9 protein-coding genes are annotated in these 15,537 nt (G+C 73.3%); 2 read left to right on the top strand and 7 right to left on the bottom strand.

Features of this window, described 5'->3' with window-relative positions; translation table 11 throughout:
- Positions 1 to 204 precede the first annotated feature (204 nt).
- Both HEK131_RS24505 and HEK131_RS24500 read left to right on the top strand, forming a co-directional pair.
- Entirely contained in the window at positions 205 to 2,823 is a 2,619-nt protein-coding gene (locus HEK131_RS24505) for a glycosyltransferase family 1 protein (RefSeq protein WP_244337049.1), read from the top strand.
- Positions 2,824 to 2,888: 65 nt separating this feature from the next.
- Entirely contained in the window at positions 2,889 to 3,485 is a 597-nt protein-coding gene (locus tag HEK131_RS24500; protein WP_244337048.1) for a hypothetical protein, read from the top strand.
- A 13-nt stretch (positions 3,486 to 3,498) separates the two neighbouring features.
- Here HEK131_RS24500 and HEK131_RS24495 read toward each other — a convergent pair whose 3' ends face one another.
- From HEK131_RS24495 to HEK131_RS24465, 7 genes are all read right to left on the bottom strand, one after another.
- Positions 3,499 to 4,020 carry a DUF1990 domain-containing protein gene (locus tag HEK131_RS24495; protein ID WP_244337047.1) on the bottom strand — a complete coding sequence of 174 codons (522 nt, stop codon included), beginning with the start codon at positions 4,018 to 4,020 and terminating at the stop codon, positions 3,499 to 3,501.
- A 71-nt stretch (positions 4,021 to 4,091) separates the two neighbouring features.
- On the bottom strand, positions 4,092 to 5,732 hold the full coding sequence (locus tag HEK131_RS24490; RefSeq protein WP_217461800.1) for a M4 family metallopeptidase: 1,641 nt from the start codon (positions 5,730 to 5,732) through the stop codon (positions 4,092 to 4,094).
- A gap of 258 nt (positions 5,733 to 5,990) precedes the next feature.
- A complete protein-coding gene (locus tag HEK131_RS24485) occupies positions 5,991 to 8,018 on the bottom strand; it encodes a M4 family metallopeptidase (RefSeq protein ID WP_244337046.1) in 2,028 nt (675 codons plus the stop codon).
- Positions 8,019 to 8,334: 316 nt separating this feature from the next.
- Positions 8,335 to 10,116, bottom strand: a complete 1,782-nt coding sequence (locus HEK131_RS24480; protein ID WP_244337045.1) for an ABC transporter ATP-binding protein — start codon at positions 10,114 to 10,116, stop codon at positions 8,335 to 8,337.
- Positions 10,113 to 11,825 (bottom strand): ABC transporter transmembrane domain-containing protein, encoded by a 1,713-nt coding sequence (locus HEK131_RS24475; RefSeq protein ID WP_244337044.1) that lies wholly within the window; start codon positions 11,823 to 11,825, stop codon positions 10,113 to 10,115. Before HEK131_RS24475 ends, HEK131_RS24480 begins: the two co-directional genes overlap by 4 nt.
- A gap of 22 nt (positions 11,826 to 11,847) precedes the next feature.
- A complete protein-coding gene (locus HEK131_RS24470) occupies positions 11,848 to 13,713 on the bottom strand; it encodes an ABC transporter ATP-binding protein (RefSeq protein ID WP_244337043.1) in 1,866 nt (621 codons plus the stop codon).
- Entirely contained in the window at positions 13,710 to 15,527 is a 1,818-nt protein-coding gene (locus tag HEK131_RS24465; protein ID WP_244337042.1) for an ABC transporter ATP-binding protein, read from the bottom strand. The genes HEK131_RS24470 and HEK131_RS24465 overlap by 4 nt, the downstream gene beginning before the upstream one ends.
- Positions 15,528 to 15,537: the final 10 nt, after the last annotated feature.

Raw genomic sequence — 15,537 nt, 5'->3', positions numbered from 1 at the left:
TCCGGCGGGGTTCGGCCAAATCCGGGCGCTCGCGCACCGGGCGCCCCTCGTCCACGCCCCGTCTCCTACGTACCGGATGGGCCATGTTCGGACCGCTTCACCCGGATGCGTCCCCACTGACGCCCCGGTAACCACTACCGTCGACAATGACGACGAGACGTACAGCGCCGTGCGTCTCACCATGCGACGCGTCCGAGGTGGAATGTGAAGGCGATCCGTCGGTTCACCGTCCGTCCAGTTCTCCCCGAACCACTCCGGCCGCTCAGCGACCTGGCGCGCAACCTGCGCTGGTCCTGGCATGCGGAGACGCGCGACCTGTTCCAGTCCGTGGACCCCGGGCACTGGGCCGCCGCCGAGGGCGACCCGGTGCGGCTGCTGGGCCGGGTCAGCCCCGCCCGGCTGGCCGAGCTGGCGCAGGACCGGCGCTTCCTGCGCCGCCTGACGGCGGTCGCCGACGACCTCGACGACTATGTGAGCGGAGACCGCTGGTACCAGCAGCAGGGCGACGGGCTGCCCGCCGCCGTCGCGTACTTCTCGCCCGAGTTCGGCATCACCGCCGCGCTGCCCCAGTACTCCGGCGGCCTCGGCATCCTCGCCGGCGACCACCTCAAGGCGGCCAGCGACCTGGGCGCCCCGCTGATCGGCGTGGGGCTGCTCTACCGGCACGGCTACTTCCGCCAGACCCTCTCCCGCGACGGCTGGCAGCAGGAGCACTACCCCGTCCTCGACCCCAACGAGCTGCCCCTCACCCAGCTCAAGGAGGACGACGGAACCCCCGCCCGCGTCTCCCTGGCCCTGCCCGGCGGCCGCGCCCTGCACGCCCGGATCTGGGTCGCCCAGGTCGGCCGGGTCCCGCTGCTGCTGCTCGACTCCGACGTGGAGGAGAACGGCCCCGCCGAACGCGGCGTCACCGACCGGCTCTACGGTGGCGGCAGCGAGCACCGGCTGCTGCAGGAGATGCTCCTCGGCATAGGAGGTGTCCGCGCCGTGCGCACCTACTGCCGGCTCACCGGGCACGCGGCGCCCGAGGTGTTCCACACCAACGAGGGGCACGCCGGGTTCCTCGGCCTGGAGCGCATCGCCGAACTCGCCGAGCAGGGGCTCGACTTCGACCCGGCGCTGGAGACCGTGCGGTCCGGGACGGTGTTCACCACCCACACCCCCGTCCCCGCGGGCATCGACCGCTTCGACCGGGACCTGGTCGCCCGGCACTTCGGGCCCGACGCCGAGCTGCCCGGCCTGGACCCGCGCCGCGTCCTGGCGCTGGGCACCGAGACCTATCCGGGCGGCGAGCCGAACCTCTTCAACATGGCCGTCATGGGGCTGCGCCTGGCCCAGCGGGCCAACGGGGTGTCGCTGCTGCACGGGCAGGTCAGCCGGGAGATGTTCGCCGGGCTCTGGCCGGGGTTCGACGCCGAGGAGGTGCCGATCACCTCGGTCACCAACGGGGTGCACGCCCCGACCTGGGTCGCCCCCGAGGTGCTGCGGCTCGGCTCCCGCCAGCTCGGCGTGCAGCGGGCCGAGGACGCGCTGACCGTCGGCGGCTCCGAGCGCTGGGACGCGGTCGCGGAGATCCCGGACCAGGAGATCTGGGAGCTGCGCCGCACCCTGCGCGAACAGCTCGTGCTGGAGGTGCGGTCCCGGTTGCGCGCCTCCTGGCGGCAGCGCGGGGCGGCCGACGCCGAGCTGGGCTGGATCGACGGCGTGCTCGACCCCGACGTGCTGACCATCGGGTTCGCCCGGCGGGTGCCCTCGTACAAGCGGCTCACGCTGATGCTGCGGGACAAGGAGCGGCTGACCGAGCTGCTGCTGCATCCGCAGCGGCCGGTGCAGATCGTGGTCGCGGGCAAGGCGCACCCGGCGGACGACGGCGGCAAGAAGCTCGTCCAGGAACTGGTGCGGTTCGCCGACGACCCGCGGGTGCGGCACCGGATCGTGTTCCTGCCCGACTACGGCATGGGGATGGCGCAGAAGCTCTACCCCGGCTGCGACATCTGGCTGAACAACCCCCTGCGCCCGCTGGAGGCGTGCGGCACCTCCGGGATGAAGGCCGCGCTCAACGGCTGCCTCAACCTCTCCGTGCTGGACGGCTGGTGGGACGAATGGTTCCAGCCCGACTTCGGCTGGGCCATCCCCACGGCGGACGGCGCGGCCACCGACCACGACCGGCGCGACGACATCGAGGCCGCCGCACTGTACGAACTGCTGGAGGGCCGGGTCACCGCGCGCTTCTACGAGCGCGGCCGGGCCTCGCTGCCCGACCGGTGGATCGAGATGGTCCGCCAGACCCTCACCCTGCTCGGCCCCAAGGTGCTCGCCGGGCGCATGGTCCGCGAGTACGTCGAACGGCTCTACGCCCCGGCCGCGCAGGCCCACCGCGCCCTCGTCCCGGACACCGCGCGTGAACTGGCCGACTGGAAGGCGCGGGTGCGGGGGGCGTGGCACGGGGTGAGCGTCGACCACCTGGAGACCACCGCGCCGACCGCCACGGCGGAACTGGGCTCCAGCGTCGGCCTCCGGGTGCGGGTCGGGCTCGGTGAGCTGACCCCGGACGACGTCGAGGTGCAGGTGGTCTCCGGCCGCGTCGACTCCGGTGACCGCATCACGGACGCGAGCACGGTCCCGCTGAAGCCGGTCGGCAACCCGGACCTGGACGGCCGCTGGCTCTACGAGGGCCCGCTCTTCCTCGACCGCACCGGGCCCTTCGGCTACACCGTCCGCATCCTCCCCGCCCACCGCCTCCTCGCCTCCACGGCGGAGACGGGGCTGGTGACCGCGCCGCCGCGGGAGGCGGTGGAGACGGCCGGGGTGCTGCTGCGCTGAGCGTTCGCCGTCGGAGGGTGACCCGTATCGTTCACCCTCCGACAGCGGAAAGGGACTCAGCCCCGATGTTCAGCTACTGGTTCGCGGCCGTACGGCGCAGCGCCCCCGCGGCGGTGGCCGTGACGCTCCTCCTCGGCAGCTTCGTCGCCGGTGCGCTGATCGCGGACGACCCCGCCGACTGGACGGCGGCCCTGCTCCGGGGTGTGGGGGTCGGCGCGGTCGCGGGCGCGGTGTTCGTGTGTGTGGCGAACACGTCGAGCACCTTCCACGCCGTCCGCGCCGCCGCCCGCCACGGGCTGACGCTCGACGCCCGGGCCGCCGGCGTCCCGAGCGTGCGGCGGCTCGACGTGCCGGTCGCGCCCGGTACGACGGCCTACCGGCTGACCGACGCGGTGCTGCACGCCCTCAAGCAGCTTCCCGCACCCCGCGTCGGCGAGGTCACCGAGTTCACGCACGGCAGGCTGGCCCTCACCTACGGGCCGGTGGGCGGCGTCGACGTGGCCCTGCGCGTCACCATCACGACACAGGGCGGCAGCGCGTCCGTGGACATGGAGGCGCGGCCGGTCAGCAGGTGGAAGAAGCTGGACGGCGGAGCCTCCTGGAGCACGCTCGCCGCCGTGGAGCCCGCGGTGCGGCGAGCCCTGGTGGAGGAAACCCTCTAGGGCCTGTCCGGCCCTAGTCCTCGGCCTCGTCGGCGCACAGCCGCTTCAGGGTGGCGCCGCACCGGCGGGCGTAGGCGTGCTGGAGGGCTCGGGCGGCGGGGCCGGCGGTGCGGGTGTACCACTTGGCCGGGCGGCTGTAGGCCGCGACCGTGAGCCAGACGGTGCCGTCGCCGGTGCGGTCGACGACGAAGGCTTCCTCGCCGTGCTCGGGGTGACCGGGGAGGGTGCCGTAGGCCCAGCCGGCACGGCGGGGCTCGTCGGTGGCCCACACGACGCGGCAGGGGGCCTTGATCACCCCGGCGAGGTTGACCGTCACCTCCGTGCCGGGGGCCGCGCGCTCGGCGGTGGTGTCCATGCCGACGCCCATCGCGCGGTGCATCTCCCAGGTGAGGACCGCCTCCGTGGCCCGGCGGAAGACCCCCGGACCCTCGCCGATCCGGGTGCGGGAGAAGAGGTGGTGGAAGCCGGGCGGGCAGACGGCCAGGTCGTCGCGGGTCGCACCGACCGGCTCGTAGGTGAAGGGCGCCGAGGACATGGGTCACAAGAGTAGGGCGCCCCCCGGAAGATCACCTTCCCAGGGGGCGCCCTGTCTCAACTACTGGTACGTCAGCTCACCTTGACGGCGGTCCAGGCAGCCGCCACCGCGTTGTACTCGGCGCTGCCGGAGCCGTAGAGCGCCGTGGCCGCGTTCAGGGTCGCCGTGCGGGCGGCCTTGTAGTTGGTGGTGGAGGTCATGTACGTGGTCAGGGCCTTGTACCAGATCTGCAGCGCCTTGGCGCGGCCGATGCCGGTGAGGGTGGAGCCGTTGGCCGTGGGGGAGTTGTAGGACACCCCGTTGATCGTCCTCGCCCCGCTGCCCTCGGCCAGCAGGAAGAAGAAGTGGTTGGCGATGCCGGACGAGTAGTGCACGTCCAGGTTGCCGACCGAGGAGGACCAGTAGTCCGCCGAGCCGCCGTCCTTGCTCGGCTTGTCCATGTAGCGCAGCGGGGTGCCGTCGCCGTTGATGTCGATCTTCTCGCCGATGAGGTAGTCACCGGGGTCGGAGGCGTTGTTGGCGTAGAACTCCACGCCGGTGCCGAAGATGTCGGACGTGGCCTCGTTCAGGCCGCCGGACTCGCCCGAGTAGTTCAGGCCCGCGGTGTTGGAGGTGACGCCGTGGCTCATCTCGTGGCCGGCCACGTCCAGCGAGGTCAGCGGGTCGACGTTGCCGGAGCCGTCGCCGTAGGTCATGCAGAAGCAGGAGTCGTCCCAGAACGCGTTCACGTAGGCGTTGCCGTAGTGGACGCGGGAGTAGGCGCCGACGCCGTTGTTCTTGATGCCGCTGCGGCCGAAAGTGTTCTTGTAGAAGTCCCAGGTCTGCGCCGCGCCGTAGGCGGCGTCGGCGGCCGCGGTCTGGTCGGAGGAGGAGCTGGAGGCGGTGCCGGTGCCGAACACGTTGGTGGTGCTGGCCACCAGAGTGCCCGTGCCGGACGTCTTGCGGGCCAGGTTGTAGGTCTTGTGGCTGCCCCGGGCGCTGTCGGTGAGCTGGTACGTCGAGCCCGACTGCACGGAGTTGAGGGTGACCGTGCCGGAGTACAGCGTCTTGCCGGTCGCGTTCTCGATGCCCTGGTACTCGAAGAGCTTCTTGCCCGTGGCGGCGTCGGTGATGACGTGGAGCTGGTTCGGGGTGCCGTCGTCCTGGAAGCCGCCGACGATCGTCTCGTAGGCGAGGACGGGCTTGCCGGAGCCGGCCCAGATCACCTTGCGGGCGCCGTCCGCCTCGGTCTTGGCGGAGCCGAGCGTCTTCGCGGCGCCGACGGCCTGCTTCTCCGCCTTGGCCGGGGTGATCTGCGGCTTCAGCGAGGCCACCTTGATGGCCGACTTGGTGGCCTTGGTGACGCCCTCGGCCTTGCCGGACCTGGCGGTGTGCACCACGAGGTCGCCGCCGAGGACCGGCAGGCCCGCGTAGGTGCGCTCGTAGCGGGTGTGGACGGTGCCGTCGACATCCTTGACGACGTCTCTCGCGACCAGCTTCTCCTTGGCGCCGAGACCTATGCGCTGGGCGGTCTCGGGCGCGTCGGACTGCGCCTGCTGGATCAGCGTGGTGCGGGCCGAGGCCGACAGCAGGGTCGGGGCGCCGGCCAGCGGCTTGGCGCTGGCCTCGGCGCTGGCGCTGGAGGACAGGCCCGTGGAGAGGAGCGCACCGGCGGCGACGGCGGTGGCGATGACGAGGGTGGTGCGCTTGTGACGCGCGTAGAGGGTGCTCACAGTAGCTCCTTGAACGTGGGGGCGTTTCCGGCCGGTGTGGGGTCACTGGCCGGGTGGTGCGTACTGAAGTCGCTGTGCTGCGGCGGGTGGGGAGAGCGTGGCACCAGGGACGCGTACATGTCATGACCCTGATGTGATGTTGGCCGAAACCTTGCGTCTTGTTGTTGTTGCGGGCGTGTGAACGGGGGCCGCGCGGAGGGCTGTTCACCCGCCGGACGGCACCCGTTCACCGGCCGCGAGGGGCGGCGCGAGGGTGGTCTACGGGAAGGTGACCTTCCAGCCGTTGAGCGTGCCCTTGTCCTGCGCCGCCTGGTCCTGAACCTTCAACTGCCAAGTGCCGTTGGCGGGTTCGGCGGAAGCGTTCACCGTGTAGGTCTCGTCCACGTCGTCCCCGGAGTCCGAGGAGCTGAAGGGCTTCAGCCGGTACGAGGTGCCCGACGGACCGACCAGATCGATCACCAGGTCACCCCGCCAGGTGTGGGTGATGTTCACGGCCACGCGCAAGTTGCTTGGCGCGTTTCCGCTCCTGCCGGAGACCGTGATGTCGGAGGTGACGGCCGGACCGTTGTCCGGGATCACCACCGGCGTGGTGGATTCGTACGAGGTGCCGGTGTCGCCGCCCGGCCGCGTGCCCACCCCGACGCCCGCCCAGGCGTCCTGCACCGCCGCGTACTCCGCGCTCGTGGTGCCGTACAGCTCCCCGGCCGCGGCCAGGGTGCCGGTGCGGGCGCCCGAGTAGTTGGTGGTGGACGTCCACTTGGTGGTGAGCGCCCGGTACCAGATCTGGAGCGCCTTGTCCCGGCCGATGCCGGTGACCGGGAGGCCGTCGGCGGTGGGGGAGTCGTAGGAGACCCCGTCGATGACCTTGGCGCCGCTTCCCTCGCTCAGCAGGAAGAAGAAGTGGTTCGCCGGGCCCGAGGAGTAGTGCACGTCGACCCCGCCGATACCGGAGTACCAACTGTCCTTGGACGCGCCGTCCTTGCTCGGCTTGTCCATGTAACGCAGCGGGGTGCCGTCGCCGTTGATGTCGATCTTCTCGCCGATGAGGTAGTCACCGGGGTCGGAGCCGCTGCCGGCGTAGAACTCCACGCCGGTGCCGAAGATGTCGGAGGTCGCCTCGTTCAGCCCGCCCGACTCGCCGGAGTAGTTGAGCCCGGCCGTGTTGGCGGTGACGCCGTGGCTCATCTCGTGCCCGGCGACGTCCAGCGCGGTCAGCGGGTCGGCGTTGCCCGAGCCGTCGCCGTAGGTCATGCAGAAGCAGGAGTCGCTCCAGAAGGCGTTCACGTACGAATTGCCGTAGTGCACACGGGAGTAGGCGCCCACCCCGTTGTTCTTGATGCCGCTGCGGCCGAACGTGTTCTTGTAGAAGTCCCAGGTGACCGCGGCCCCGTAGTGCGCGTCCGCGCCCGCCGTCGCCGGGTCGGAGATGGTGCCGTTGCCCCAGGTGTCGCTGCCCTGCGAGAAGAGGGTGCCGGTGCCGGAGGTGCCCCGGTTGAGGTTGTACGTCTTGTGCCCGCCGCGGTCCCCGTCGGTCAGGTTGTACGTGGAGCCCGACTGGGTGGTGGTGAGCGGCACCTGGCCGCTGTACTGGGTGTTGCCGACGCCCGTGCGCACGGCCTGGTACTCGTAGAGCTTCTTGCCGGTGGCCGCGTCGGTGATGACGTGCAGTTCGTTCGGGGTGCCGTCGTCCTGGAAGCCGCCGACCACCGTCTCGTAGGCCAGCACCGGCTTGCCGGTGGCGGCCCAGATCACCTTGCGCACGCTGTCGGCGGCGGACTTGGTGCCGCCCAGCGTCTTCGCGCGCGCCACCGCCTGCCGCTCCGCCGTGGCCTTCGGCACGGCCGGGGTGAGACCGGCGATCTCGAGCGCGGCGCCGGACGCCCTCACCACGCGCTTGGCCGCGCCCGAGGGTGCGGTGTCCACGATCAGGTCGCCGCCGAGCACGGGCAAGCCGGCGTAGGTGCGCTCGTAGCGGGTGTGCAGGGTGCCGTCGCCGTCCTTGACGACATCGCGGGCGACGAGCTTCTCCTGGGCGCCGAGCCCGATGGAGCGGGCCGTGTCGGCCCGGCCGGCCTCGGCGTCGCGGATCAGCCCGGCGCGCTGGGCGGGGGTGAGGCGTACGGAGCTGTGCGCGGGGTCGGCCTTGCCCTGTGCGGGCTGGGCCGGGGCCGCGGTGGCGGCGCCCGACTGGAGGGCGGCGGCGATCAGCGCGGCGACACCGGCGAGGGCCACGGTGGCGGTGCGGCGGCGCGGGGAGACGGGTCTGCGGGAGGGGCTGCTGCTCAACACTGACTCCTTCTGCGTGGCCGCCGGTCGCGCGGCCGAGGGAGACCGGACGGTGGGTTGGGGCGTCCGGGGCAGAACAGGGCGGTGCGCGGTGCGTGCTGCACGTGCGGGCGCGGGTGTGCGCGGGGTGCGTGAGCGCTGTGCGATCGCTATGAGTCGGTCGTGGGAAGAGTGACAGGGGAGCGGGGTGCCTGTCATGAGCGCATCGGGAAGTTGGCCGGAAGGTGTTCCTCCGCGCCAACTCCCTTTTATTGCAGGCATGTTGAGGATGCGTTGAGCCGGTGTGGCGGCGGCCCTCAGGTCGTGTCGACGGACTTCAGGCCGAGCCGTCGCCGTCCCCGTGCCAGGTCCGCCAGAGCGACGCGTACGCGCCGTTCGCCGCCACCAGTTCCTCGTGGGTGCCCAGCTCGGTGACGAGGCCGTCCTCCATCACCGCGACCCGGTCCGCGTCGTGCGCGGTGTGCAGCCGGTGCGCGATGGCGATCACCGTGCGGCCCGCCAGCACCGCGGCGAGACCGCGCTCCGTGTGCCGGGCGGTGGCCGGGTCCAGCAGGGCGGTCGCCTCGTCCAGGATCAGCGTGTGCGGGTCGGCCAGCACCACCCGGGCCAGCGCGAGCTGCTGCGCCTGGGAACCGTCGGTGGCCAGGCCGCCCTGACCGAGCCCGGTGTCCAGCCCTCCCGGCAGCTCGCGCACCCAGCCGTCGGCGCCCACGGCCACCAGTGCCCGCCACAACTCCTCGTCGGACGCGCCGGGTTCGGCGATCAGCAGGTTGTCGCGGACCGAGCCCAGGAAGACATGGTGCTCCTGGGTCACCAGCACCACCTGGCGGCGCAGCCGCGTCGGCTCCAGTTCCGCGACCGGCACCCCGCCGACCGTGACCGAGCCGGAGGCGGGCGCGTCGATGCCGGCCAGCAGCCGGCTCAGCGTGGTCTTGCCCGCGCCGGACGCGCCGACCACGGCCAGCCGTTCGCCGGGCCGGACCGTCAGGTCCACCCCGCGCAGCACCTCGCCGCCGCGCTCGTAGGCGTACCGCACCCCGCGCACCTCGATCCGGTCGTCCGCCGGAGCCGCCGGAGCCGCCGGAGCCGCAGAGGCGGCCGCCGGGCCGTCCGGCGCCTTGGCGATGCCCTCCACCCGGGCGAACGAGGCTCCGCTGCTCTGGAGTTGGTCCAGCCGCATCAGCACCATGTCCAGCGGGTCGGTGAACTGCCGCATGTACAGCGCCCCGGCCACCACCGCGCCGATCCCGATGAGCCCGCGCCCGTGCAGCCAGCCCCCGACCAGCAGCACCCCGGCCACCGGGACCGTGTACGAGATCTCGACCACCGGGAAGAACACGCTCCGCAGCCCCAGCGTGCGGTAGCGGGAACGGCGTGACCGTTCCAGCGCCTCCCGGCTCGCCGCCGTACGCGCCCCCTCCAGCCGGAACGCCTCCACGGTCCGGGCGCCCGCGGCCGTCGCCGCCACGATCTCCGCGACCGCCGAGGTCGCCGCGCCCTCGGCCAGATAGGCGTCCCGCGCCCGCCGCAGATACCAGCGCACCGCCAGCCAGACCGGGGTCAGCCCCAGCAGCCCGAACAGGCCGAGCCAGGGGTCGAGCACGAACACCGCGCCGAGCACGAACAGCGCCTGCACCGCGTAGACCAGCAGCTCCGGCCCGATGTCCCGCAGGGTGGTGCCGACCATCGCCACGTCCGCCGTGCCGCGCGCCGTGAGGTCACCTGTGCCGGCCCGCTCCACCACCGACGCGGGCAGCCCCAGCAGCCGTTCCACGAAGGTCTCGCGCACCCGCGCCAGCGTCCGCTCCCCGAACCGGTGCGCCACGTACCGCGCCCAGCGGGCCAGTACGAGCTGGGCCAGCGCGCACAGCACGATCCACAGCGCCAGACGGTCCACCGTGCCGGCGCCGCGCCCGGCCCGCACCTCGTCCACGATCCGGCCCACCAGCCAGGGACCCACGATGCCCGCACCGGCCGCCAGCGCGTTCAGGGCGAGGGCGGCCGAGAAGGCCCGCCCGTCGGCGCGGACCAGCCGGGCGGCCGCCCGGCGCACCGTGACCCGGTCCGCGACCGGCAGCGCTCCCGTCTCCGTCGTCACCGCACGGCCTCCCCGTCGCTCAAGTCCCTTGCCACCAGCGCTCGGTAGCCCTTGTCGCGGTCCAGCAGCAGCCGGTGCGGGCCGCTCGCGGCCACCTTGCCGTCCACCAGGAAAACCACCGTGTCCGCCACGTCCAGCAGCAGCGGCGAGGTCGACGTCACCACCGTCGTACGGCCCTCCCGCGCCTCCCGCAGCCGCCCCGCCACCGCCGACTCGGTGTGCGCGTCCAGCGCCGAGGTCGGCTCCACGGCGAGCAGCACCTCCGGGTCGGCCAGCAGCGCCCGCGCCAGCCGCACCCGCTGCCGCTGCCCGCCGGAGAGGCTGCGGCCCTGCCCGGACACCACCGTGTCCAGGCCCTCGGGCAGCCCCCGTACGACGTCCTCGGCGACCGCCGCGCGCACAGCCCGGCGCACCGCGGCCTCGTCCGCCGTGCGTCCGGCGGACACCGCCTCCAGCAGCGGCCCGGCGAACAGGTCGGCCTCGTTGTCCGCGACCAGGACACGGGCGCGCACCTCGGCCAGCGGGACCGCGTCCAGGCGGACGTCGCCCCACAGCGCCTCGGTCGGCCCGTACCGGCCCAGGCGGTCCGCCACGGCGGCGGTGTCGGCGGAGCGGGCCGACACCAGCGCGGTCAGCCGGCCCGGCGCCACCCGCACGCCGGACGCCGGGTCGCGCAGCTCGGCCGGGCCGTCGGGGGCGGGGAGCGTGCCCTCGTCCGGTTCGGGCGCCAGCCGCAGCAGGGCCACCACCCGGCGGGCCGCGACCACCGCCCGGTTCAGGTCGTGGCTCATCTCCACGAAGAAGGCGACCGGGCCGATCAGCACCGCCGCGTAGCCGTACACCGACACCAGCTCGCCCACCGTGATCGCGCCCTCGGCCGCCAGCCGGGCCGCCAGCCAGGTCACCGCCGCGAGGAACAGCGTGGGCAGGCCGAGCCCGAGCGCCTGCACCCAGCTCGTCACCGCGCCCACCCGGTAGCCCTGCTCCCGCAGCCGCCCCGAGTCCTCGGCGAACGCGTCCGAGAACAGGGACTTGCCACCGAGGCCGCCCAGGACACGCAGCCCGCCCGCGAGGTCGCCGATGCGCGCCGTCAGGATGCCCTGCCGCTCCCGGTACTCGGTCTCGGTGCCCTGCAGGCGGCGGGTCAGCGGGCCGGTGAGCAGCGCGATGACCGGTACGCCCAGCAGCACCACCGCGGCGACCGGGCCGGAGATCGTCAGCAACTGCGCGGCCACCGCCGCGTAGACGACGACCGAGCCGACCCCGGGCCCCATCACGGTCAGCGCCTGCGCGAGGGTCTGCACATCGCCCACCCCGACGGTGACGACCTCACCGGCCCCCACCCGGCGGGGCAGCGCCGCGCCGAGCCGGGCCGCGTGCTCCACCACCAGCTTGACCGTGCGGAAGTTGGCGTCCATCCGCACCCGCGTCATGGTGCGGTGCCGCATGATGCTCAGCCACGCGCACCCCACCCCGGCCGCGAACATGGCGCCGGTCCAGGCGGCCAGCACCCCGAGCCGCCCCGGCACCAGCCCGTCGTCCACCGCCCGCGAGAGCAGGTACGGCTGCGCCGCCATCAGCACCAGCCACGCCGAGCCGAACACCGCGCCGGCCAGCGAACGCCCCGGCTGGCGCAGCGCCAGCCACCACAGGTAGCGCCAGCCGCCGCGCGTGTCAGGTATGCCGGGATCTCCGTACGTGTCGATCATCCTGCCCCCGTTCCACCGGCCGTCACCGAGCCAGACTGTCCCGCCACGCCTTGTGCAGTTCCGCGAACCTACCGGAACCGGCGATCAGTTCGTCCGGGTCGCCGTCCTCCACGATCCGGCCGTGCTCCATCACCAGGACGCGGTCGGCGATCTCCACCGTGGACAGCCGGTGCGCGATGACCACGGCGGTACGGCCGCGCAGCACGGTCGTCATCGCCCGCTGCACCGCCCGCTCTCCCGGCACGTCCAGCGAACTGGTCGCCTCGTCCAGGATCAGCACCGCCGGATCGGCGAGCAGCGCCCGCGCGAACGCCACCAACTGGCGCTGGCCCGCGGAGATACGGCCGCCGCGCTTGCGTACGTCGGTGTCGTAGCCGTCGGGCAGGGCGCTGATGAACTCGTCCGCGCCGATGGCCTTCGCCGCCCGCTCGATCTCCTCCCGGGTCGCCTCGGGACGGCCGATGGCGATGTTGTCCGCGACCGTGCCGGAGAACAGGAACGCCTCCTGGGTCACCATCACCACCCCGCGCCGCAGCTCGGGCAGCGACAGCTCGCGCAGGTCCACCCCGTCGAGCAGGACGGCGCCCTCGGTCGGGTCGTAGAAGCGGGCGAGCAGCTTGGCCAGCGTCGACTTGCCCGCGCCCGTGGTGCCGACCACCGCCACCGTCTGCCCGGCCGGCAGCGTCAGGTCGAAGCGGGGCAGCACCTCGCCACCGGTGCGGTAGGCGAACCGCACCCCGTCGAAGACCACCTCGCGGCCGGGGAGGTCGCTCTCGGGCGACGGGAGTTCGCGGGAGACGGCGGGCTCCGGCACCGACGGCGTCTGCGCCAGCAGCCCGGCGATCTTCTCCAGCGAGGCGGCCGCCGACTGGTAGGAGTTGAGGAACATGCCGAGCCGGTCGATCGGGTCGTACAGCCGCCGCAGATACAGCACCGCCGCCGCCAGCACACCGAGCGCCAGCGTGTCCGAGGCCACCCGGTAGGCACCCCACAGCACGATCCCGGCGACGGCCGTGTTGGCGACCAGCCGGGAGCCGACCACGTACTGGGCCATCTCCAGCAGCGAGTCGCCGTTGCTGCGCTCGTGGCGCCGGTTGAGGACGGCGAACTCGGCGTCGTTGGCGGCCTCGCGGCGGAACGCGCGCACCGGGCGGATGCCGTTCATCGTCTCCACGAACTTCACGATCAGCGCCGCGATCGCGGTGGAGCGCGCGGCGAACACCTTCTGCGCGCGCCGCTGGTAGCGCCGCACCAGCAGGTACAGCGGCACGAACGACGCGATCGCGACCGCCCCGAGGCCCGGGTCGAGCCAGAGCAGCAGTCCCGCGATGTACACGAAGGACAGCACCACCGTCACCAGCTCCTGGAGCCCCTCGTCGAGGAGTTCGCGCAGCGCCTCCACGTCCGTGGTGGAGCGGGAGATCAGCCGGCCGGAGGTGTAGCGCTCGTGGAAGTCCACGCTGAGCGCCTGCGCGTGCCGGAAGATCCGGCCGCGCAGGTCCAGCAGCACGTCCTGGCTGACCCGCGCGGAGGCCCGGACGAACGCGTACTGCAGGCCGCCGGAGGCCAGCGCGCACACCGCGTATCCCGCCGCCACCGCGAGCAGCGGGCCGTGGTCGTGGTGCCGTACCGCGGGCACGGCGGTGTCGATGGCGTACGCCACCAGCAGCGGGCCCGTCTGTGCCGCCGCCTGCTGGATCAGCAGCAGGAGCACGGTGAGCGCGACCCGGGCGCGGCGCGGGACGAGCAGCGAGCGCAGCAGGGCGGAGGTGGCGCCGGGCGTGGTGGGCAGGACGTCCCGGTCGAAGGGGTCGCCGGAGTCCCCTGCGAGTCCCGGACCGGGTAGGTCGTCGTCCGTGGTGGGGGCGGCGGACGTCGTGGTGGTCATCGGGATTCCTCGGGTTCCTCGGTCGCCTCGGTCGCCTCGCGCGGACCGCCGGACATCAGATGGGCGTACTCGGCGTTGGTGCGCAGCAGTTCGTGGTGGGTGCCCACCGCCGTGATCCGGCCGTCGGAGAGCAGGGCGACCCGGTCGGCCAGCAGCACCGTGGACGGGCGGTGGGCCACGATCAGCGCGGTGGTGTCGGCCAGGACCCGGCGCAGCGCCGCCTCCACGGCCGCCTCGGTGTGCACGTCGAGCGCGGACAGCGGGTCGTCCAGCACCAGGAACTCCGGCCGGCCGGCCACCGCGCGGGCCAGCGCGAGGCGTTGCCGCTGACCGCCGGACAGGCTCAGCCCCTGCTCGCCGACCCGGGTGTCCGGCCCCTCGGGCAGCGCGTGCGCGAAGTCGGCGTGCGCCACGGCCAGGGCCCGGTCCAGCTCGTCCCGTCCGGCGCCCTCCCCGGCGCCCATGAGGACGTTCTCCGCCACGCTCGCCGAGAACAGGGTGGGCTCCTCGAAGGCCACGGCGACCCGTGCGCGCAGTTCCTCGCGGGGGAGCGCGGTGATGTCGACGCCGTCGAGGGTGATCCGGCCCGAGGTGGCGTCGTGCAGCCGGGGGACCAGCGAGGTGAGCGTGGTCTTGCCGCTGCCGGTCGCGCCGACCAGCGCCATCGACTCGCCGGGGCGGACGTGCAGTTCGACGCCTTCCAGCACGGGCCGCGTGCCGGGGGCCGCGTCGGCGTGGCGGAAACCCACGCCCTCGAAGCGCAGGCCCCGCCCGCCCGGCTCGCGCACGGCGGTGCCAGGCGTGTCGGCGTGGTCCTCCAGGCTCTCGTCCAGCACCTCGAAGTACCGTTCGGTGGCCGTCGCCGCCTCCTGGCACATCGCCAGCAGGAAGCCGATGGACTCCACCGGCCAGCGCAGCGCCAGCGCCGTGCTCAGGAAGGCGACCAGGGTGCCCGCCGACAGCGAGCCGTCCGCCACCCGCAGCACCCCCAGCACCAGCGCGGCCCCGATCGCCACCTCGGGCAGGGTCACGATGACCGCCCAGATGACCGCCAGCAGCCGCGCCTTGCCGACCTCGGTGTCCCGCAGCATGAGCGCCGTACGCCGGAACGCCCGCGCCTGGCTGCGGTGGCGCCCGAAGCCCTTGACGACCCGGATGCCGAGCACGCTCTCCTCGACCAGGGTCGTCAGGTCCCCTACCTGGTCCTGCGCCCGCCGGCACGCGTGCGCGTACCGCTGCTCCACGACCACGCACACCCACATCAGCGGCACGGCGGGCCCGAGGACGACCAGGCCCAGCACCCAGTCCTGCGCCAGCATGATCCCCACGCCGACGAGGATCGTCACGCCGTTGACCAGCAGGAAGGTCAGCGGGAAGGCGAGGAACATGCGCACCAGCATCAGATCTCCGGTACCCCGCGACAGCAACTGGCCCGAGGGCCAGCGGTCGTGGAAGGCCACCGGGAGCCGCTGGAGCCGCCGGTAGAGGTCGGCGCGCAGCCCCGCCTCGACGCCCGCCAGCGGCCGGGCCACCAGCCAGCGCCGGACGCCGAACAGCACCGCCTCCGCCACCCCGATCAGCAGCAGGTACAGCGCGCCCAGCCACACCCCGGCCGGGTCACGCGCGGCCACCGGGCCGTCGACCATCCACTTCAGCACGAGCGGGATCACCAGACCGGTGCAGGAGGCGACGACCGCGACGGTGGCGGCCGCGAACCACCGTGCGCGCACCGGGCGTACGTACGGCCACAGCCGCATGAGGGTCCGGGCGGCGGACCGGCGCGGGGCGGGGGAGGATGTAGTCGACACCGACATGAGCCTACGG

Origin of the sequence: Streptomyces seoulensis (assembly GCF_022846655.1) — a bacterium.
Classification (GTDB): Bacteria; Actinomycetota; Actinomycetes; order Streptomycetales; family Streptomycetaceae; genus Streptomyces.
This window is presented reverse-complemented; position numbering and strand designations above follow the sequence as displayed.

Bases quoted from the DNA above. Each gene is read 5' to 3' on its own strand.
- HEK131_RS24500 (WP_244337048.1), top strand. From the start codon at position 2,889: ATGTTCAGCTACTGGTTCGCGGCCGTACGGCGCAGCGCCCCCGCGGCG.
- HEK131_RS24495 (WP_244337047.1), bottom strand. From the start codon at position 4,020: ATGTCCTCGGCGCCCTTCACCTACGAGCCGGTCGGTGCGACCCGCGAC.
- HEK131_RS24470 (WP_244337043.1), bottom strand. From the start codon at position 13,713: ATGACCACCACGACGTCCGCCGCCCCCACCACGGACGACGACCTACCC.
- HEK131_RS24465 (WP_244337042.1), bottom strand. From the start codon at position 15,527: ATGTCGGTGTCGACTACATCCTCCCCCGCCCCGCGCCGGTCCGCCGCC.
- HEK131_RS24475 (WP_244337044.1), bottom strand. From the start codon at position 11,825: ATGATCGACACGTACGGAGATCCCGGCATACCTGACACGCGCGGCGGC.